We start from the raw sequence: 20258 nt of genomic DNA, 5'->3' as shown, positions 1-20258 counted from the left end.
ATTGTGACACTGCGTAGGGTAGGTATCGGCAAAGCCTTTTGTCGATAGACGGGATACTAATGCTGTAAAAGCGGCATATTAATGGGAAACCCAACATTGAAACCTTTGAATAAACACACACTAATCAGCTTCATACTGCCGAAATGTCCTGTTTTACAAAACGGGTGCATTACGGAACCTTGATTAATCCCTTTTACATATAAAGTCACGAATATCGTGGCAGATGATCTGTATTTGTCATTTTGCACTGACAAATGCGGAGGGGTATACACACCTCCTGTAACTTCATTCCAATGATTATTAATACAGGATATAGAATTATTATAATTCAAGGGATTATGTAGTATGAGCACTGCCTTTGAAGTCGATAGCAATATCGCAAACATTTTTTCGTCTCAGGTTCCTATCGTTGAGGGAACGTATGACTTAACGCCAGATCAAGTATTGATTGATCAGGCTGAGCATGAATCTGAAGTACGTTCTTATCCACGTCGCTTGCCAATCGCAATCAAACAAGCTTTTGGTTGCTTGGTTGAAGATACACGTGGACAGATCTTTTTAGACTGCCTTGCGGGGGCGGGCACTCTAGCTTTGGGGTATAACCATCCTGAAATCAACCAAGCTCTGAAAGAGCAATTAGATTCGGGTCTGCCATATCAGACGCTAGATATTGCAACATCAGCAAAAACGACGTTTATTCAATCTGTTAAATCTTTTCTTCCTCAAGAGTTAAGTGAGAACAGCGTTATCCAATTTTGTGGTCCGTCTGGAGCCGATGCAGTTGAAGCCGCGATCAAACTCGCAAAGCAGACTACTGGTCGTAACACCATGTTTGCTTTTCGTGGCGCATATCATGGTATGACTAACGGCACAATGGGCATGATGGGCAACCTAGGTACGAAAGCGCGTCGAACTGGTTTAATGTCAGACGTGCACTTTATGCCTTTCCCATACAATTTGCGTTGTCCATTTGGACTTGGCGGTGATGAAGGTGCGAAAGCAAGCATTCGCTATATCGATCGTCTTTTAAACGATGATGAATCGGGCATTATGAAGCCTGCTGCGATCATCGTTGAGCCAGTGCAAGGTGAGGGTGGTGTTGTTCCTGCGCCAGCATTCTGGCTGCGAGAGTTACGTCGTATTTGTGATGAACACGGTATCTTACTGATCTTCGATGAGATCCAGTGTGGTGTTGGTAAAACTGGCTACAATTTCGCATTTGAAGAGTCGGGCATTGTTCCAGATATCCTGTGTTTATCAAAAGCTATTGGCGGTGGCTTACCAATGTCGCTATTGGTTATCAACAAGCAGCATGATACTTGGAAGCCGGGCGAACACACAGGTACGTTTCGTGGCAATCAGTTAGCCATGGTCTCTGGTGCGAAAGCATTAGAAATCATCCAGCGTGACAATCTGGTTGAGCATGCCAATATTGCGGGCCAGTATTTGCGCTATGGTCTTGAAAGCATTCAAAAGCGCGTGAACTGTATCGCAGAAGTACGTGGCAAAGGTTTGATGCTTGGTGTGGAGATTAAAAATCCAAACGGCGAGCTCAATAAATTTGGCGAACCTCAAGCGGATAGTGAACTCACTCTTTCCATTCAACGCGCAGCACTTGAGCGTGGCTTGATCGTTGAGAAAGGCGGACGTGAAGGTGCAGTAATTCGCTTCCTTCCTCCTCTTATCATCTCGTTTGAGCAAATCGACTTTGCTTTACGTGTATTTGAAGACGCGATTTTAGCAGCCGGCGGTAGTCACATCGAAACTCAGCCACAAGATGAATGGAAGAAGCATTTCATCCACACTGGAGAGTTGGGCAGCAATGAGTTTGCTTCGGTGATGAATCACACTACGACAGCAATGAAATCAGTGTTTGAACAGGTTGCTGCACCATACTCAGGTATGGATCCAAAAGCATTGGAAGCAGCGATCCATGCTGTTGATCTTGACAATAAAAATGCGCCTCTCAAAACGGTTATTGATGATGCAGCCGAGTTGGTCGCGAAAAACGCGATTTTTACTCAACATCCAGATTGTATCGCTCACCTTCATACTCCACCGTTGATGCCTGCTATTGCCGCAGAGGCAATGATTGCGGCTTTGAACCAATCAATGGACTCATGGGATCAAGCTTCATCAGCGACTTATGTTGAACAGAAAGTTGTGAACTGGCTATGCGATAAATACGAGTTAGGTGAAAAAGCGGACGGTATCTTCACGAGCGGCGGCACGCAAAGTAATCAAATGGGTTTGATGCTTGCGCGTGATTGGATTGCTGACAAACTCAGTGCGCACTCAATTCAAAAGCTTGGCCTTCCTGAATACGCAGACAAGCTGCGTATTGTATGTTCGAAAAAATCCCACTTCACGGTTCAAAAATCAGCGTCTTGGATGGGATTGGGTGAAAAAGCGGTTATGACCGTCGATGCTAATGCCGATGGAACGATGGATGTCACTAAGTTAGACGAAGTTCTAAATCAGGCAAAAGCAGAAGGTTTGATCCCATTTGCAATTGTCGGCACAGCGGGCACAACGGATCACGGTGCTATTGATGACTTAGACTTTATCGCCGATATGGCAGCGAAACATGACATGTGGATGCACGTCGACGGTGCATACGGTGGAGCTCTGATTCTAAGTAGCCAAAAAGCCCGTCTGAAAGGTTGTGAGCGTGCACACTCCATCAGCGTAGACTTCCACAAGTTGTTTTACCAAACCATCAGTTGTGGTGCGCTGTTGGTGAATGACAAGTCTAACTTTAAATTCCTGCTTCATCATGCAGACTATTTGAACCGCGAACACGACGAACTGCCGAACTTAGTGGATAAGTCTATTGCTACAACTAAGCGTTTTGATGCGCTAAAAGTGTTTATGACGATGCAAAGCGTGGGGCCAAAAGCCCTAGGCGATATGTACGATCATTTGCTTGATCAGACGCTTGAAGTTGCGGACATGATTCGAGATAACAAACACTTTGAGTTGTTGGCTGAACCATCGCTATCTACGGTTCTGTTCCGCGCGACACATGAATCAGCGGATCTTGACGAACTGAACAAAACGTTGCGCTTAGAAGCGTTAACACGCGGTATCGCGGTATTGGGTGAAACCATTGTCGACGATAAAACCGCGCTTAAATTTACGATTTTGAACCCGTGTCTGACGACGGCGGACTTTGAATCTTTGCTCTCAAAAATCAATACGCTAGCGGCAGAGCTAGTTTAACAAAGGTAACGGAAAACTATGGCAATTCTACAGATTGGTGCAGGCGGCGTTGGCTGGGTAGTTGCACATAAAGCAGCACAAAACAACGACGTTCTGGGTGATATCACAATCGCATCACGTACCGTAGGTAAGTGTGAGAAAATCATCGAATCGATTCAGAAGAAAAACAATCTGAAAGATTCAACTAAGAAACTAGAAGCTCGTGCGGTAAACGCGGACGACGTAGATTCTTTAGTTGCTTTAATTAAAGAAGTGCAGCCTGACTTAGTGATCAACGCGGGTCCTCCTTGGGTGAACATGTCTATTATGGAAGCATGTTACCAAGCTAAAGTGTCATACCTTGATACATCTGTTGCGGTTGATTTGTGCTCTGAAGGCCAACAAGTACCTCAAGCTTACGATTGGCAGTGGGGCTACCGTGAGAAGTTTGAAGAGGCGGGTATCACAGGTATTCTTGGTGCCGGTTTCGATCCGGGCGTAGTATCGGTGTTTGCTGCATACGCGGTGAAACATCTGTTCGATGAAATCGATACTATCGACGTAATGGATGTAAACGCAGGTGACCACGGTAAGAAGTTCGCAACTAACTTTGACCCAGAAACGAACATGCTTGAGATTCAAGGTGATTCCTTCTACTGGGAAAACGGCGAGTGGAAACAAGTACCTTGTCACTCACGTATGCTTGAGTTTGAATTCCCGAACTGTGGTTCACATAAAGTGTACTCAATGGCGCACGACGAAGTTCGATCTATGCAAGAGTTCATCCCGGCGAAACGCATTGAGTTTTGGATGGGGTTCGGTGACCGTTACCTGAACTATTTCAACGTAATGCGCGATATTGGTCTACTCAGCCCAGACCCACTGACGCTGCACGACGGCACGGTAGTCCAACCTCTACACGTATTGAAAGCGCTACTGCCGGACCCAACATCTCTCGCACCAGGTTATACAGGCTTAACGTGTATCGGTACTTGGGTACAAGGTAAGAAAGACGGTAAAGATCGCAGCGTATTTATCTACAACAACGCAGATCACGAAGTTGCATACGAAGATGTTGAACACCAAGCTATCTCATACACCACTGGCGTACCTGCGATCACCGCGGCTTTGCAGTTTTTCCGTGGTAAGTGGGCAGACAAAGGCGTGTTCAACATGGAGCAGCTAGATCCAGACCCATTCCTAGAAACCATGCCATCGATTGGTCTAGATTGGCATGTTCAAGAACTGGAGCCAGGACAACCTGTTATCCATAAATTGAAGTAAGAATTTAGCGACTCTTATTTGTACGTTTAAGCCGATGCACTTGCGTCGGCTTTGTTCGATTTTATAGTGCCTTTGCTAAGGCGAAGGGACGTAAGGTATCAAAATGCAACAAAACGAACTAAAAACGCCATACTTCATGATCAATGAAGACAAGCTGATTGAGAACCTAGAGAAAGCAAAACAGCTAAAAGACATCTCTGGTGTGAAGCTTGTATTAGCACTGAAGTGCTTCTCAACATGGGGTGTATTCGACATCATCAAGCCTTACCTAGACGGAACAACCAGCTCTGGCCCGTTTGAAGTGAAGCTTGGCTACGAAACGTTCGGTGGTGAGACACACGCATACAGTGTGGGTTACAGCGAAGATGACGTTCGCGACGTGGCGGACATCTGTGACAAGATGATCTTTAACTCTCAGTCACAGCTAGCGGCTTATCGTCATATTGTCGAAGGTAAAGCATCGATTGGCTTGCGACTAAACCCAGGTGTGAGCTACGCAGGGCAAGACTTAGCAAACCCAGCTCGTCAATTCTCTCGTCTTGGTGTTCAGGCTGATCACATCAAACCGGAAATTTTTGATGGTATTGATGGCGTAATGTTCCACATGAACTGTGAGAACAAAGACGTGGATGCGTTTATCGGCTTACTCGATGCTATTTCAGAGCAGTTTGGCGAGTACCTAGATAAGCTGGACTGGGTAAGCATGGGTGGCGGCGTGTTCTTCACATGGCCGGGGTACGACATCGAGAAGTTGGGTTTAGCGCTTAAAGCATTATCAGAGAAACACGGCGTACAAATGTATCTAGAGCCGGGTGAAGCGATCATCACTAAGACAACCGATCTTGTTGTAACAGTGGTTGATATTGTGGAGAACGTGAAGAAGACGGCGATTGTCGATTCAGCAACAGAAGCTCACCGTTTGGATACACTTATCTACAACGAACCAGCGTCCATTCTTGAAGCATCTGAAAACGGTGAACATGAATACGTGATTGGATCGTGCTCTTGTTTAGCTGGTGACCAGTTTTGCGTGGCGAACTTCGAACAGCCTCTCGAGATCGGACAGCGTCTGCACATTCTAGATAGTGCAGGTTACACCATGGTGAAACTGAACTGGTTCAACGGTCTACGTATGCCTTCGGTTTACTGTGAACGCTCGAATGGTGACATTCAAAAACTGAATGAGTTTGACTACTCTGATTTCAAACGTTCACTATCTCAGTGGTCAGTGAAATAAAACGTATTGAGTATTAGAACGACAAAGAGCAGCTGAATTGCTGCTCTTTTTTATTGGGGAAGCGTTAAAGGTGTGCAGTTAGCTTTCTACGATTACACGAGTGTCTTCACTCAGAGATTCTAACTCATTAGCCACGTCCTCTATCTCTAGCTCGCTAGGCAATTTAATCGCCATTTTTGCGCTGAATAAGCTGGAGCTTACCCCACCGCCGCCTGCAATGAATACGCGTTGGCAATCCATATCTAGAATTGAAATGCCTTGATTATCGAGAACGTGAGTAATTTCATTCACAATACCTGCTCTATCGTTGGCATCTAAGCGAAGCTGAAAGATAGTGTCTTCACGATGCGAGTGAGGATCCGAGTCAACGAACCTAACCACAAGAGTTTGACATGAAGAGAACGCCTCTTTAACGATGTCGGCATTTTCTCTTGGAAGCTCTACTTTGATGACACCTGCAACTTGATCTTCGATAAAGTTTACTTTGCTTATCAGCCATTTACCGCCATTTTCATGAGTGATTGCTGCGAGTTCTTTGATAGTTGCGGGTGACGCTTGTCCGACAAAATTAACAATAAATACGGTGTTCATAATGTCCCCTCCTGGAATAAGGTTTGGACGCAGTACGAATAAACGTGCTACTTAAGTTATTGGAATAAATCCTTTTATTTAGTGTAGGTGCTAGGAGAGGGTTATGTTTGATGAAAGTCAATTTTTGACACTAATTCGTGAAGCAAATAATTAAAACGATGTTTAGGGCACAAAAAAGCAGCCATCATAAGGCTGCTTTTCTACTGAGTATCAACTCAAGTCAAGGCTAAAATGTTACTTTTAGTTCGACACCGTAAAATTGGCTATCGTAGTTGGCGCCTGCGTCCATTGCGAATTTTGCGACGTCTTGATTACCAAACCAAGGTGATGAATTAAATTGTAGTTCTGCACTACCGCCCCATGCATCGGTTACCCAATAATGGATATGCCCAACAGGGTTTAGGAAGAAGAGTGATACATCACCGACGGTTTCAGAGCCCATGACTTCGCCGCCATTTGCTACAATATCTTGCTCAGCAGTGAGCATCATTTCGCCAACCACAGCACCAAAGAATGGTGTGATAAAAATATCCTGCCAAGATGGCACTTCTGCAAATGCCTCTACTCCGTACTCCCAAAAGAACGTTGACATGGTTGCGGAGTACAAGAATGACTGAAACTCGTTATAGCCAGCGTGGCGTGCGGCTGTGTAGTAAACGCCGCCAAAATAAGGGTGCATGATATAGTTGAGGACATGTTCATCACGATCCCAAACAGGCCCGTCAGAGACATTATCTTTCCATTTTTGACCCAGCTTACTCATGTCTCGGTCTTCTTCGTCCCATTTAGTGATACTTTCTGGAAGGAAAGTCATCATACCAACGGTTGCGATACTCAGGCCAAGAATGGTGTAGGTTTGACCCATGAGGTAATCCCAGTCTTTATCTTGAGGGATAATGAGATGTTTAGGCTGAAGCCCTGCATCAAGATTTAATGAATCATCATTATTCTGTTCAAACATAAGACCGCGATTTTGAGACTCGAAGGTGTACAGAGTCGTCGTTTCGCAGTAACCTGACAAGCAATCAGGTGTGTAAGAAAACTCCGTATGACTGGTCATATCGTACTGACTTGCGTGCGCAAGCGCTGACGAAGTCAAGCAAAGGCCAGTTAGAGTTTTCTTGAACATGGATGATTTTGACACAAAGGTCTCCGAGTTGATGGTGTGATGATCGGGCTCGCAATTATCCCTCAAAACATCAACCATTTAAATACTTGATCCTTATTTAGTCCCAATATATCTCGTCGAGATTCGTCCAAATAAAAAGAAAAATAAGCACTATAACGAATAATAGGATTGTGCTTATGTTCAGGAGTCAGTTGTGAAAATAGCAATGCTTAGTACCGGTGAGGAAGTGCTCCACGGTGATATTGTTGATACTAATGCGGCATGGTTATCTAGCCTGTTTTATCAACATGGATTTGGCTTAACAAAGCGCTCAACGGTTGGTGATAGCCTGTCGAGCTTGGTTGAAGAGTTTTTAATGTTGAGCTTCAACAATGACGTGGTGATCGTGAATGGTGGTTTAGGGCCAACGACCGATGATATGAGTGCGGCCGCCGCCGCGAGAGCTGCTGAGTGTAAACTCGTGCTTTTCAAAGAGTGGTTGCAGCATCTAGAAAGTTTGTATGCTCGACGTGGCATCCCAATGCCAGACAGTAATTTAAAACAAGCCATGCTACCAGAAACGGCTGAGATTCTGGATAACCCGATAGGCACGGCCTGTGGTTTTAAGATGCTGATTAATGATGCCATTTTTTATTTTACGCCGGGTGTGCCAAGTGAATTTAAGCTTATGGCAGAGACGCAAATTTTGCCTGATCTGAGAAGAGCTTTTCCAGAGGTGCAAGGTTCATGTTGTAGTCGAATCTATACGTTTGGCCTTTCCGAATCCGGCATCTCGGACAAGCTTGATCAGCTAAAACTTCCTCAAGGGTATGAGCTTGGTTATCGCTCTTACTTACCTTTTATTGAAGTGAAACTCTTTGGCCCTTCTGACCAGCTTGAACAGCGTTTGAAGTTGGTACAGATGATCAATAAGCATCTTGAAAGCAATACCGTTAGTATTGATTTACCTATGGTTGAAAATGTCGGCCAGCTGTTGGTGGATAAAGAGTTAACCGTGTCGGTTTCCGAAAAAAGCAGTGGTGGATACTTAACTTATTGGTTAAATAGTGATGAAAACGCTGAAAGGCAACTTGGACATGGTTGGGTACTACCAAGCCAGACTCAAGCGATGAGCAACAGCGGAGACCCATTAGCGGAAACCTTTGCTCTGGCAGGAGCGACGCGAGAGAAGTGTGGGACGGATTTATCACTCGTCACTGGCGATATTGAAGAGGGTGTTTTTTCCGTCGCTTTATCGACACCGTCAGGCGAGTGGGGAGCGTTATATAAACTCTCGAAAAAGTATCAGCGCAATGATCAAGTTAAAGTGATCAGCACGGCAGCACTAGACTTGTTGCGTCGTTACCTAGAACGTAAACCGATGTTTGCACATTATGCATTTTTAGAGAAAGTTAAAGAGATGCATCTCCCAGGTAGTGCTTTATAACCAGAGACCTATAACAGCCTGAGAGATAAAACACGTAGATACAAAAAAGCCAAGGTAATTACCTTGGCTTTTGCGTTTTATACCGTCGAGTCACGTTATGCGCGCTGCTTTTCTTTCATCGCGTAGTTAACGCCACTGAGTGACAAATCCGATTTTGCTTTACAGATACAAGGTAATATCTCATCACTTTGCGTGTAAGCCATGGCAAAACCAACATACTCCACTTCACCAGATTCCAACTTGCAGCGACAAGCGCCACAGTGCCCATCACGACAGTTGTATTCTGGTAATAAGCCAGCTTGCTCCATTGTTTCCAAAATTGTATTGGAAGGGTTGGATTCAATACTGATGAGTTTGTTGATTTTGAGTGTTGCCATTACAGCTCGAATCCTTCGAAGTCGTCTGCGCGAACTTCATTGTCAATTTGACCCACAAGGTAAGAAGAGATTTCCGCTTCTTGAGGCGCAACTTGAACGTTATCTGAAGACAACCAAGCGTTAATCCATGGGATTGGGTTGGTTGTTGCTTCTGGGTAAGCTGCAGGTAGACCTACTGCTTGCATACGGATGTTGGTGATGTATTCAACATATTGGCTTAGGATGTCTTTGTTTAGACCGATCATAGAGCCATCTTTGAATAGATACTCTGCCCACTCTTTTTCTTGCTCAGCCGCTTCTTTGAATAGGTCAAAACAGTCTTGTTTTGCTTCTTCTGCGATTTGCATGAAAGTGAAATCATCCTGACCGTTACGTAGCAGGTTGATCATGTGTTGCGTACCGTTCAGGTGAAGCGCTTCATCACGTGCAATCAGTTTGATGATTTTCGCGTTACCTTCCATTAGTTCGCGTTCTGCGAAAGCGAAAGAACATGCGAAACTTACGTAAAAACGAATCGCTTCTAGAGCGTTCACAGACATCAGACAGATGTACAGTTTCTTCTTAAGGTCGTACAGACTAACCTTAACCGTTTCACCGTTAAGGACATGCTCACCTTCACCGTAGCGATGGTAATCATTCGTCGCTTGAATCAAATCGTCGTAGTAGTGCGCGATGTCTTTTGCACGCTTCAGGATGTGCTCGTTCTCAACGATATCATCAAATACCATAGCAGGGTCGTTCACGATGTTACGAATAATGTGCGTGTAAGAACGAGAGTGAATCGTTTCAGAGAAAGACCAAGTCTCAATCCAAGTCTCTAGTTCCGGCAGAGACACAAGCGGCAGCAGTGCCACGTTAGGGCTACGACCTTGGATAGAGTCTAGAAGCGTTTGGTACTTCAAGTTAGAGATGAAGATGTGCTTCTCGTGATCTGGCAGTTTGTTGTAATCGATACGGTCGCTAGATACGTCTACTTCTTCTGGACGCCAGAAGAAAGAAAGTTGTTTCTCGATAAGCTTTTCGAAAATCTCAAACTTTTGTTGGTCGTAGCGTGCAACGTTTACTGATTGACCTAGGAACATTGGTTCCTTCAATTGGTCATTCTTTTTTTGGTTAAAAGTACTGTAAGCCATAATGCCTCAATTCCTTTTAAACCTCCCCATAAGGGGAGGTTATCGATAGTCTGTCTTTACGGAGTGTTAGGTGCGGGTAGATTAAATCTTACAACCGCCGCCAGCACAATCGTCATCTTGTGGTTGAACAGCGTCTTTCTGTTCATCTTTTGCGCCATCACGAGTGTTATGGTAGTAAAGCGTTTTCACACCAAACTTGTACGCTGTTAGCAGGTCTTGAAGTAGTTTCTTCATTGGTACCTTGCCAGTCTCGTAACGTGACGGATCGTAGTTAGTATTAGCAGAGATAGCTTGGTCAACAAACTTCTGCATAATACCCACAAGATGTAGGTAACCGTCGTTCGAACCGATGTTCCAAAGCAGTTCATAGTTGTCTTTAAGTTCAGTGAACTCAGGTACAACTTGCTTCAGAATACCGTCTTTCGAAGCTTTTACTGAAACATAACCACGTGGTGGCTCAATACCGTTAGTGGCGTTTGAAATCTGAGAAGAGGTCTCAGAAGGCATTAGCGCAGTCAGTGTTGAGTTACGTAGGCCGTGCTCCATAATTTCTTTACGTAGGCTGTCCCAGTCGTAGTGCAGCGCTTCGTCACAAATTAGGTCGATATCTTTCTTGTACGTATCAATCGGCAGTAAGCCTTTCGCGTAGTTCGTTTCGTCGAATGAAGGGCACTTGCCTTGCTCTTTCGCCAGTTCTACCGATGCTTTTAGTAGGTAGTACTGCATTGCTTCGAACGTACGGTGAGTCAGGCCATTTGCGCTACCGTCAGAGTATTTCACGCCATGTTTCGCTAAGTAATAAGCGAAGTTGATCACACCAACACCTAGCGTACGACGGTTCATTGTCGACTTGTATGCCGCTGGTAGAGGGTAATCTTGATAATCAAGCAGTGCATCTAGCGCACGAACAACAAGATCAGATAGCTCTTCGAAATCATCTAGAGACTTGATAGCACCAAGGTTGAAGGCAGAAAGCGTACATAGTGCGATCTCGCCCGAGTCATCTTCAACGTTAGTTAATGGCTTCGTTGGCAGTGCGATTTCTAGACATAGGTTCGATTGACGAACTGGCGCTACTTCAGAATCGAATGGGCTGTGAGTATTACAGTGGTCCACGTTCTGAATGTAGATACGACCTGTTGATGCACGCTCTTGCATCAGCAGAGTGAACATTTCAATCGCTTTAACCGTTTCTTTCTTGATTGAAGGATCGTTCTCGTACTTCACGTATAGACGCTCAAACTCTTCTTGGTTTTCGAAGAATGCGTCGTATAGACCTGGTACGTCTGAAGGTGAGAATAGTGTGATGTTGCCACCCTCAACCAAACGTTGGTACATCAGTTTGTTCAGTTGTACACCGTAGTCCATGTGACGAACGCGGTTCTCTTCAACACCACGGTTGTTTTTAAGCACCATTAGAGAGCGAGCTTCGCCGTGCCACATTGGGTAGAATACAGTCGCTGCGCCACCACGAACACCACCTTGCGAACAACATTTTACTGCGGTTTGGAAGTATTTGTAGAACGGGATACAGCCAGTGTGGAACGCTTCACCACCGCGAATCTCTGAGCCTAATGCACGGATACGACCAGCGTTGATACCAATACCAGCGCGCTGAGATACGTAACGAACAATCGAGCTTGCTGTTGCGTTGATAGAATCAAGACTGTCGCCACACTCGATCAGAACACATGAGCTGAACTGGCGAGTAGGGGTACGCACGCCAGACATAATTGGCGTAGGTAGAGAAATCTTAAATGTCGATGTCGCATCGTAGAAACGCTTGATGTAATCAAGACGCGTTGCTTTTGGATATTTCGCAAATAGGCACGCTGCTACAAGGATATATAAGAACTGAGCACTTTCGTAAATTTGGCCCGTTACACGGTTTTGTACGAAGTACTTGCCCTCTAGCTGCTTAACTGCCGCGTATGAGAAGTTTAGGTCGCGTTTATGGTCGATGTACGCATCAAGTTCGTCGAGTTCTGCTTTTGTGTAGTCTTCTAGAATATGTTGATCGTACTTACCCATATCGACGAGGCGAGACACGTGATCATAAAGCGTTGGTGGCTCGTATTGGCCATACGCTTTTTTACGCAGATGGAATACCGCTAGGCGAGCAGCTAGGTATTGGTAATCCGGAGTCTCTTCAGAGATCAGGTCTGCCGCAGACTTGATGATTGTCTCGTGAATATCTGTCGTTGTGATGCCGTCGTAAAACTGGATGTGAGCGCGAAGTTCTACTTGAGAAACCGAAACATTATCTAGACCTTCTGCAGCCCAAGTGATAACGCGGTGGATTTTATCCAGATCGATACTTTCTTTACGGCCATCACGCTTGGTGACGGTAAGTTGTTGGTTCATTCTGCTTTATTTCCCTAAGAAAACTGATAAAAGCCGTATTTTTGTTTGTTTATGTGCAATATGAGTAAAGCTTGCGGCGGCTTTGTGATCAAAGTCTATCTATATATTGTCGCTTAAACACAACATATAGGGGTTCATTTGTTTGCGGGTTACAAGATAGTGCTATTACACTGATTTATCAAGGTACAGATCGGGGATGACTTGTGGATAACTGACAAAATGAAAAAAATCAGTAAGTGAACACTAACCGATGAGAAAAGGGCAGACTTGAATGGTTAAAAGCACGGTTTTGAGATCGGTTTAGAAATAACCGCATGCAAAAATATTTTCCTTGATCTTTGGCCGTTTTTATCTACGAAAAATAGGTTGGTTAAAATGGAATCTAGAGCACGAATTTTAGGCATAAAAAGACAAAAAAAGCGGCAACTTTGTGCTACCGCTTTCGATTCATTTTCTACAAAAAATGTCAATTACAAAACGCATTTTTTAACATAACGGCGTTCAGTATTTTTTAGTATGAACGATGTAGTTTACATCTACATTACGGCCGAGTTTGTAACTGTCATTAAGAGGGTTGTAATGCAGGCCTGTAATGCCCATTTCTGTTAGGTCTGTTTGGTCTATCATCTTCATCATTTCGGCAGGCTTGATAAACTTCTCGTGCTCGTGAGTCCCCTCAGGAACAATCTTAAGAAGCTTCTCTGCACCGACAATAGCAAACAAGTATGACTTGATGTTTCGGTTCAAGGTTGAGAAAAACACGTGACCACCAGGTTTTACTAGCGCAGCACAAGAGCGGATAACGGAGAGAGGATCTGGAACGTGTTCAAGCATCTCCATACAAGTCACGACGTCGTAAGTCCCTGCGTTTTCTATAGCGTGGTCTTCTATTGTGCTCTGAATGTAGGTCAGTTGAGTACCTGTTTCTAATGCATGTAGTCGTGCGACTTCTAAAGGTTCTTTGCCCATATCAAGTCCAGTCACAATAGCGCCTTCTTTCGCCATGCTTTCAGCAAGAATGCCACCACCACAGCCGACATCAAGTGCACGCTTGCCAAACAAGCCATTTGCTTTTTCAAGTACATAGTTCAAACGAAGTGGGTTAATTTGGTGAAGCGGCTTAAACTCGCCTTCTAAATCCCACCATCGAGAAGCCATGTCCTCGAATTTCTTAATTTCACTTGGGTCGACGTTTTGTGCTTTAGTCATAATTGGTTTTATTGCATTCAATCTGAGTCCTTTAGAGGGCGCCAGTATACTCCAACGTTTTATCCCCAAACAACCTCGATGTGCTTAGTGAAGGGACAATGATAGAGTTCACTGGCGCAGCAAACGCGACAGGTTCCTGTAATTTTGAAAGCGCTAGCTATTGTTTTTGGTTCATCCTTGAACTAGTGCCAGTGACAATACTCTAAAACCTGCATTTTCGCGTTGTGTGGTTAAAGGAATTTACCTCGCTTTTCCGCGTAAAGAGTCCGATTTTGCTCAATATTGACCGAAATATAACCACTAATCAGAAAGATATGGGATGAGTGTGCAAATTCTCGACATTTGATTCATAACCAAGCTCACAACCTGATAAAAGGAGAGGGAAAGTGATGCCGAAGTGATGAATTGTGTGTTATATTTTTGCACCTTACACGTATCGTAATTACGATCAGATAATAGAGGGATAATGGCTCTATGAGCGATTTAGCTAAAGAGATCACGCCCGTAAACATTGAAGATGAGCTTAGAGGTTCATATCTAGACTATGCGATGTCAGTCATCGTGGGTCGTGCTCTTCCAGATGTGCGTGATGGCCTAAAACCAGTACACCGCCGCGTTTTATTCGCGATGAACGTACTAGGCAACGATTGGAACAAACCATATAAAAAATCAGCCCGTGTTGTCGGCGACGTAATCGGTAAATATCACCCACACGGTGATAGTGCTGTGTACGACACAATCGTACGTATGGCTCAGCCGTTCTCGCTTCGTTACATGCTGGTCGATGGTCAAGGTAACTTTGGCTCGATCGATGGCGACTCTGCTGCGGCAATGCGTTACACCGAAGTTCGAATGGCAAAAATTGCCCATGAACTATTGGCTGACCTAGACAAAGAAACCGTAGACTACGTACCAAACTACGACGGTACTGAGCAGATCCCAGCGGTTCTTCCAACTAAAATTCCAAACCTATTGGTTAACGGTGCTTCTGGTATCGCAGTAGGTATGGCAACCAACATCCCGCCTCATAACCTTGGCGAAGTGATCGATGGCTGTCTTGCATACATCAATAATGAAGAAATCACTATTGATGAACTAATGGATTACATTCCTGGTCCTGATTTCCCAACGGCGGCGCTGATCAGCGGTCGTAAAGGCATTGTAGACGCGTATAAAACAGGTCGCGGCAAAATCTACATGCGTTCGAAAGCGGACATCGAAGTGGAGAAGAATGGTAAAGAAACCATCATCGTCACTGAGATCCCATACCAGGTAAACAAAGCTCGCTTGATCGAAAAGATCGCTGAGCTAGTTAAAGATAAGAAAGTTGAAGGCATCAGTGCACTACGCGACGAGTCAGATAAAGACGGTATGCGTATTGTTATTGAATGTAAGCGCGACGCTGTGGGTGAAGTGGTTCTAAACAACCTATACGCTCAGACTCAGTTGCAAACCACTTTCGGTATCAACATGGTGGCCCTAAACAATGGCCAACCACAGCTATTCAACCTGAAAGATATGTTGAAGTGCTTCGTTGATCACCGTCGTGAAGTTGTGACACGTCGTACTATCTTCGAACTGCGTAAAGCGCGTGAACGTGCTCATATCCTTGAAGGTTTAGCTCTAGCGCTTGCTAACATTGATGAAATCATTGAGCTTATCCGTAAGGCACCTACACCGGCTGAAGCAAAAGCGGGTCTTATCGCTCGTGGTTGGGATTTAGGCAACGTTTCAGCAATGCTAGAGCGTGCTGGTACAGATGCTGCGCGCCCTGAATGGCTAGAGCCTGAATACGGTATTCGTGATGGTCAGTACTTCCTGACTGAGCAACAAGCACAAGCTATCCTAGATCTACGTTTACATAAACTAACAGGTCTAGAACACGAGAAGATTCTTGGCGAATACAAAACACTTCTAGAAGAAATCGCTGAACTCATGCATATCCTTGCGAGCACTGAGCGTTTGATGGAAGTGATCCGCGAAGAACTTGAAGCGGTTCGTGACGGCTTTGGTGACGCTCGTCGTACAGAAATCACAGCTGCGAGCCATGATATCGACATGGAAGAGCTGATCGCGCGTGAAGACGTTGTGGTTACTCTATCGCATGGTGGTTACGTTAAGTACCAAGTACTGAGCGACTACGAGTCACAGCGCCGTGGTGGTAAAGGTAAGAGTGCGACCAAGATGAAAGATGAAGACCACATTGAGCGTCTTCTAGTGGCGAATACCCACGATAACATCTTGTGTTTCTCTACTCGCGGTAAAACATACCGTCTGAAAGTTTACCAATTGCCTCTAGCGAGCCGCACTGCTCGTGGTAAGCCAATTGTGAACATCCTTCCACTAGAAGAAGGTGAGCGCATTACCGCGATTCTGCGTGTTGATGAATTCTCTGAAGACAAATTCATCTTCATGGCAACAGGTGACGGTACGGTTAAGAAAACGCCGTTGAACCAGTTTGCAAATGTTCGTTCAAATGGTCTGATTGCGGTAAACCTACGTGAAGACGATTCGTTAATCGGTGTGGATATCACTAACGGCGAAAACGAAATCATGCTGTTCTCTAAAGCGGGTAAAGTGGTTCGCTTTAAAGAAGCAGAAGAAATTCCAGTACTTGACGAAAATGGTAAGCCAGTTCTTGATGAGAATGGTCAGCCAGAGATCAAGTTTAAAGGTGTTCGTCCTATGGGTCGTACCGCCTCTGGTGTGCGTGGTATGAAACTGGCTGAAAATGACCAAGTTGTATCACTTATCGTTCCTTCACACGAAGGCGACATCCTAACAGTTACAGAAAACGGTTACGGTAAACGTACAGCGCTGAGTGAGTACCCGACAAAAGGTCGTGGCACTCAAGGTGTAGTTTCTATCAAAGTTTCTGAGCGAAACGGCCCGGTAGTTGGTGCTATCCAGGTTGTTGAAGGTGATGAAATGATGATGATCACCGACGCTGGTACGCTAGTACGTACTCGTGTGGGTGAAGTTAGCCAGGTTGGTCGTAACACGCAAGGTGTAACGCTTATCCGTACTGCGGAAGACGAATCTGTTGTTGGTTTGCAACGTATTGAAGAAGTTGATGAAGAAGAGCTGCCTGCTGGTGAAGAAGCAGAAGCGTTAGAGTCAACAGACGAAAATACGCAGCAAGATACTCCAGAAGCGCCAGCCGCTGATGATGCAGAGGAAGGTAACGAAGAGTAATCTTTCGTCACTATTCTAATGTGAAAAGCCGAGCCTCAGTTGCTCGGCTTTTTTGTACCTCTATCAACGCAATACAAGCATTAAACCAGTACACTAATACTCAGTTTGTCTAGGGAGCGCGTTATGTCTGTTTGGTTTTTCATTGCCATCACTTTGATGGGATTATTCGTCGTCGTATTATCGCTCAGCGCTTCAAGAGTAAGAGCTGCACAATGGTTCGGTTTTTGTGCTTTGGTACTAGTGTTAACCAGCGCTAGCTTCTTATTGTTGCGTCAATCTCCTCCACAACCTATTCAAGCTGAAGTCTCTCGAATGATGACTGCTCGCGATATCATGCAGGAAATTCAAGACCAATTACGTGAAGACCCAAACAATGCCGAATTGTGGTTTCAGTTAGGGCAGGGCTACCTGCTAGAGGGAGAACTGGATGGCGCACTGATTTGTTTTGATTACGCCATCCAACTGACTGAGCCAGTCGGTGCCACGCAACTTGCTGCGAAAGCGACGACCTTATACTACATTCACCAGCAATCAATGACGCAAGAAGTCAGTTTGCTTCTAGAACAAGCTTTGCAGATAGAACCGCATAATGAAGCGGCTTTGTCGTTGATCGCCAATGATCATTTTCTGTCATTCCGCTTTCAGGAAGCCATTGATACTTGGGTGCTATTACTCGACTCGAACGATCCAAGCTTGGATCGAGTACAAATTATTAACTCGATCAATAAAGCGAAAGAGCTGTTGTAGGCGTAGACTCTAATAAGTAATAGAAGAAAGGTGGGGGACGAATGAAGAATAAAGCGTTCGGAATATTGGCGGTGCTGTGCGGCTCTGTGTTAGTGGGTTGTAGCTCTTCCGAACATTCTGGCACCTCATCTACGGTTTATTACTCTTCCGGTTATTACGACCCTTGGTGGTACGATCATGATGACTACTGGATTTATTACTATCCGGGTTGTTGCGACAACGACGATGAATACAAAGAGAAACTAGAAGAGTGGTGGAATGGCTTGGATGAAGAGCAACAGCAATCCATCAAAGACAAAGTCGAAGATTGGAAAGACGACGATATGTCCGCCAATATCGATAGCATGAAGCGACAGCTTGACGATCATTGGCAATCGCTGCCTGACGAGCAAAAGCAGGAGATTCAAACCAAGTGGGAGAACCGCTCCGAGCGCATCGAGCCTACGGCTTTACAAGATAAAGCGGCGAAAGAAAAGGTTCAACAAAGAAAAGCATTGCCGGAAACTAAGATCCAGCGCCCAGTTACACGCCCAAATGTGCAGATGCCTAAAACACGTCCACATATTCAGCCTAGGCCGAGACTTCCTCGTCGCTAATCTGTTTTCCTCTGCCTTCTATCAAACAAAAAGGGCGCAACGTGCGCCCTTCGTTTTATCTAGTTAACCTTGTGTAATCGATACTGTTCAGTACGTTGCTTCGCGCTTAGCAGCTGCTTTATCCCATTCTGGTGCCACCGTTTCTAGGAAGTGTCTCTTGTCTGCGTTCATCTTCTCCATATCCATACCTAGTGCTTGTTGCGCTTTTGCTTTGGTCGAGATATCTGGAATTTGAACAGGGTCAGTAATGCCTTTTGTTGCTAATAAACGAACCAACTTAGTACGAGCGTCAGCAGCGCGATCAACTGCAGTACCTAGTACTTCAAGTGCTATCTCAGGAGCATGCATGTGGACACCGTGAGAAGCAATCGCGTAGTCCCAACGCCATTGTGCATGGCGAATATCTTGTAGGATAGGTTGCATCTCTTCTTCTGTTGCACCTGCTTTCCACGCTGCGCCTGCTTCAAAGTGCGCCGCTACGATTTGCTTCTCGGCGGTTAGCTTCATGTTTAGTACTTGCGCTTTGCGAGTCGAAACGATGCCTTGTAGTTGCTCTTTGGTTTGAGTATGGCATTGCGCACAGGTGTCTTCAAAACGATCAAACGGGTTACCCACTTTGTGGTCGGTGTATACCGTACCGTCTTCTTTAGTTACTTTAGGCATGTGACAGTCCACACACACCACTTTGTTTTTGCCATGAATACCCGCTCTCCAAGTTTCGAAACCTGGGTGTTGCGCCTTAAGCATTGGTGCTTTAGAAACGGCGTGCGTCCAATCTTTAAAGTTCAACGCGTCGTAGTATTTCTCCATATCAGCGACGTTGGTCCCCATGTCCCATGGGAATTTGACTGCTTTAGTCGGACCTGTGAAGTAGTACTCGACATGACATTGAGCGCAGACTGACGCTTGTTTATCTAAGCGAGATTGTTGGTCAAAATTTTTGCCGATGGTGTCAAAAGCACGCTCGACGTATGGGCGAGTCAGTGCCAGTGCGGGTTCGCCCTTCTTGAAGGCTTCAGAACCCGTATTGTGACAGTCGGAACAACCGATAGGGTTGACGATTTCTGAGCCCAAGCGCGCCCATTTACCTTCAAAATAGCCGTCTTCACCGCGCTCTTCAATTACGCGGGCGACATCTGGGCTTTTACAACTCCAACAAGCCATCGGCATTGGCCCGGAGTCTTCGTCTGCTGGTGCGCCGGTTCTGAGGGTTTGCCTCACATCATCAAGCGCGTAAAAGTGACCGCGCGCTTTGTTGTAGTCTTTAGCAAAACCATAACCGGCCCACAAGATCACCATGTTTGGGTCTTCACTTAAGGCATCTTCAATATGCTCGCTTTCCGATGTGGCTTTCCAAGAGTGATATTGGTCAGGATGGTTTTGTTCAAAGGTATCATTGCGAGGCTCTATGAGACCAGTATCCTCTGCCGCCAAAGGAGCACCAACCAAAAATAATTGGCTGGCGAATAAGGTCGCAACCGCGATAGGTGCGCTCATCCAGTGTTTTATGCTCACGGTGTTATCTCCATATTCGTTTTTATTAGCAGCGTTGTGAGGAGCTATTCCAAATAAGAATCGGAGATCTATCGTTAATATTAATAGTGAATTGAATAGATGAAATAGTGACCGAAATTGGCCTTGTTTTAGATCAATTTATGCTAGTGATCTTAATCATGTTTAAGTCCATATACCCCTAAAGTGGTATGTTGTAATCCCCTTTAATCACAGTGTGTTATAGATATAACCATTTTAAAAATAAGGTGATTAAG

General features: G+C 45.1%; 14 protein-coding genes. 7 read left to right on the top strand and 7 right to left on the bottom strand.

Translation table 11 applies throughout. The features are described 5' to 3' along the window. Positions 1 to 345 precede the first annotated feature (345 nt). The 3 genes from NDJ01_RS00330 to nspC all read left to right on the top strand — a co-directional run bounded on the left by NDJ01_RS00330 (position 346) and on the right by nspC (position 5722). Entirely contained in the window at positions 346 to 3222 is a 2877-nt protein-coding gene (locus NDJ01_RS00330; protein ID WP_074191533.1) for a pyridoxal phosphate-dependent class III aminotransferase, read from the top strand. Positions 3223 to 3240: 18 nt separating this feature from the next. Next, the gene (locus NDJ01_RS00325) at positions 3241 to 4485 is read left to right on the top strand and encodes a carboxynorspermidine synthase (protein ID WP_005394799.1); all 1245 of its coding nucleotides are present in this window, start codon (positions 3241 to 3243) and stop codon (positions 4483 to 4485) included. A gap of 103 nt (positions 4486 to 4588) precedes the next feature. Continuing rightward, positions 4589 to 5722: a carboxynorspermidine decarboxylase gene (gene nspC, locus NDJ01_RS00320; protein ID WP_258586058.1), complete on the top strand. Its 1134-nt coding sequence runs from the start codon at positions 4589 to 4591 to the stop codon at positions 5720 to 5722. Positions 5723 to 5800: 78 nt separating this feature from the next. Here nspC and NDJ01_RS00315 read toward each other — a convergent pair whose 3' ends face one another. Together NDJ01_RS00315 and NDJ01_RS00310 are read right to left on the bottom strand one after the other, a co-directional pair. Further along, the gene (locus tag NDJ01_RS00315) at positions 5801 to 6313 is read right to left on the bottom strand and encodes a glycine cleavage system protein R (RefSeq protein WP_005394795.1); all 513 of its coding nucleotides are present in this window, start codon (positions 6311 to 6313) and stop codon (positions 5801 to 5803) included. Positions 6314 to 6539: 226 nt separating this feature from the next. Further along, the gene (locus NDJ01_RS00310; protein WP_031780425.1) at positions 6540 to 7442 is read right to left on the bottom strand and encodes a DUF3943 domain-containing protein; all 903 of its coding nucleotides are present in this window, start codon (positions 7440 to 7442) and stop codon (positions 6540 to 6542) included. A gap of 193 nt (positions 7443 to 7635) precedes the next feature. On the opposite strand from NDJ01_RS00310, the gene NDJ01_RS00305 reads away from it, so the two are divergent. Beyond that, entirely contained in the window at positions 7636 to 8868 is a 1233-nt protein-coding gene (locus NDJ01_RS00305) for a CinA family nicotinamide mononucleotide deamidase-related protein (protein WP_005394791.1), read from the top strand. 95 nt (positions 8869 to 8963) lie between these two features. Here the strand turns inward: NDJ01_RS00305 and yfaE are convergent, their stop codons facing one another. From yfaE to ubiG, 4 genes are all read right to left on the bottom strand, one after another. Next, a complete protein-coding gene (yfaE, locus tag NDJ01_RS00300; RefSeq protein WP_005376817.1) occupies positions 8964 to 9245 on the bottom strand; it encodes a class I ribonucleotide reductase maintenance protein YfaE in 282 nt (93 codons plus the stop codon). Then, a complete protein-coding gene (gene nrdB, locus NDJ01_RS00295) occupies positions 9245 to 10378 on the bottom strand; it encodes a class Ia ribonucleoside-diphosphate reductase subunit beta (RefSeq protein ID WP_258586057.1) in 1134 nt (377 codons plus the stop codon). The genes yfaE and nrdB overlap by 1 nt, the downstream gene beginning before the upstream one ends. A gap of 81 nt (positions 10379 to 10459) precedes the next feature. Continuing rightward, positions 10460 to 12742 carry a class 1a ribonucleoside-diphosphate reductase subunit alpha gene (gene nrdA, locus NDJ01_RS00290; RefSeq protein ID WP_005394788.1) on the bottom strand — a complete coding sequence of 761 codons (2283 nt, stop codon included), beginning with the start codon at positions 12740 to 12742 and terminating at the stop codon, positions 10460 to 10462. 501 nt (positions 12743 to 13243) lie between these two features. Continuing rightward, positions 13244 to 13951 carry a bifunctional 2-polyprenyl-6-hydroxyphenol methylase/3-demethylubiquinol 3-O-methyltransferase UbiG gene (gene ubiG / locus NDJ01_RS00285; protein ID WP_031780424.1) on the bottom strand — a complete coding sequence of 236 codons (708 nt, stop codon included), beginning with the start codon at positions 13949 to 13951 and terminating at the stop codon, positions 13244 to 13246. A 474-nt stretch (positions 13952 to 14425) separates the two neighbouring features. Here ubiG and gyrA point away from each other — a divergent pair, with 474 nt between their 5' ends. From gyrA to NDJ01_RS00270, 3 genes are all read left to right on the top strand, one after another. Next, positions 14426 to 17146, top strand: a complete 2721-nt coding sequence (gyrA, locus tag NDJ01_RS00280; RefSeq protein ID WP_065646597.1) for a DNA topoisomerase (ATP-hydrolyzing) subunit A — start codon at positions 14426 to 14428, stop codon at positions 17144 to 17146. A 123-nt stretch (positions 17147 to 17269) separates the two neighbouring features. After that, positions 17270 to 17893: a cytochrome c gene (locus NDJ01_RS00275; RefSeq protein ID WP_006743142.1), complete on the top strand. Its 624-nt coding sequence runs from the start codon at positions 17270 to 17272 to the stop codon at positions 17891 to 17893. A gap of 41 nt (positions 17894 to 17934) precedes the next feature. Further along, complete coding sequence (locus NDJ01_RS00270) at positions 17935 to 18489, top strand: hypothetical protein (RefSeq protein WP_258586056.1); 555 nt, start codon at positions 17935 to 17937, stop codon at positions 18487 to 18489. Between the two features lie 87 nt (positions 18490 to 18576). Here NDJ01_RS00270 and nrfA read toward each other — a convergent pair whose 3' ends face one another. Next, positions 18577 to 19986, bottom strand: a complete 1410-nt coding sequence (nrfA, locus tag NDJ01_RS00265) for an ammonia-forming nitrite reductase cytochrome c552 subunit (RefSeq protein ID WP_374044605.1) — start codon at positions 19984 to 19986, stop codon at positions 18577 to 18579. Between the last annotated feature and the right edge of the window lie 272 nt (positions 19987 to 20258).

The sequence above is a fragment of the Vibrio sp. HS-50-1 genome (assembly GCF_024747315.1).
Taxonomy (GTDB): Bacteria; Pseudomonadota; Gammaproteobacteria; order Enterobacterales; family Vibrionaceae; genus Vibrio; species Vibrio diabolicus.
The sequence above is the reverse complement of the archived record's forward strand: the minus strand, read 5'-3'. Positions and strand labels throughout refer to the sequence as shown.